This is a genomic window from Burkholderia sp. KCJ3K979, from assembly GCF_016759955.1.
GTDB classification, from domain to species: domain Bacteria; phylum Pseudomonadota; class Gammaproteobacteria; order Burkholderiales; family Burkholderiaceae; genus Burkholderia; species Burkholderia orbicola.
In genome coordinates, this window is record NZ_JACFYV010000514.1 from 1 (window position 1) to 255 (window position 255).

The 255-nt window shown below is 54.5% G+C and carries 1 rRNA gene; it reads right to left on the reverse strand.

Annotated elements, in window-relative coordinates:
* Positions 1–255: ribosomal RNA gene (locus tag H3O04_RS35885) — 16S ribosomal RNA — on the reverse strand; the annotation flags it as partial.

The following is a 255-nucleotide window of genomic DNA, read 5'->3' on the forward strand; positions in this document are numbered from 1 at the left end:
GTCTTAGCAAACCGCCTGCGCACGCTTTACGCCCAGTAATTCCGATTAACGCTCGCACCCTACGTATTACCGCGGCTGCTGGCACGTAGTTAGCCGGTGCTTATTCTTCCGGTACCGTCATCCCCCGACTGTATTAGAGCCAAGGATTTCTTTCCGGACAAAAGTGCTTTACAACCCGAAGGCCTTCTTCACACACGCGGCATTGCTGGATCAGGCTTTCGCCCATTGTCCAAAATTCCCCACTGCTGCCTCCCG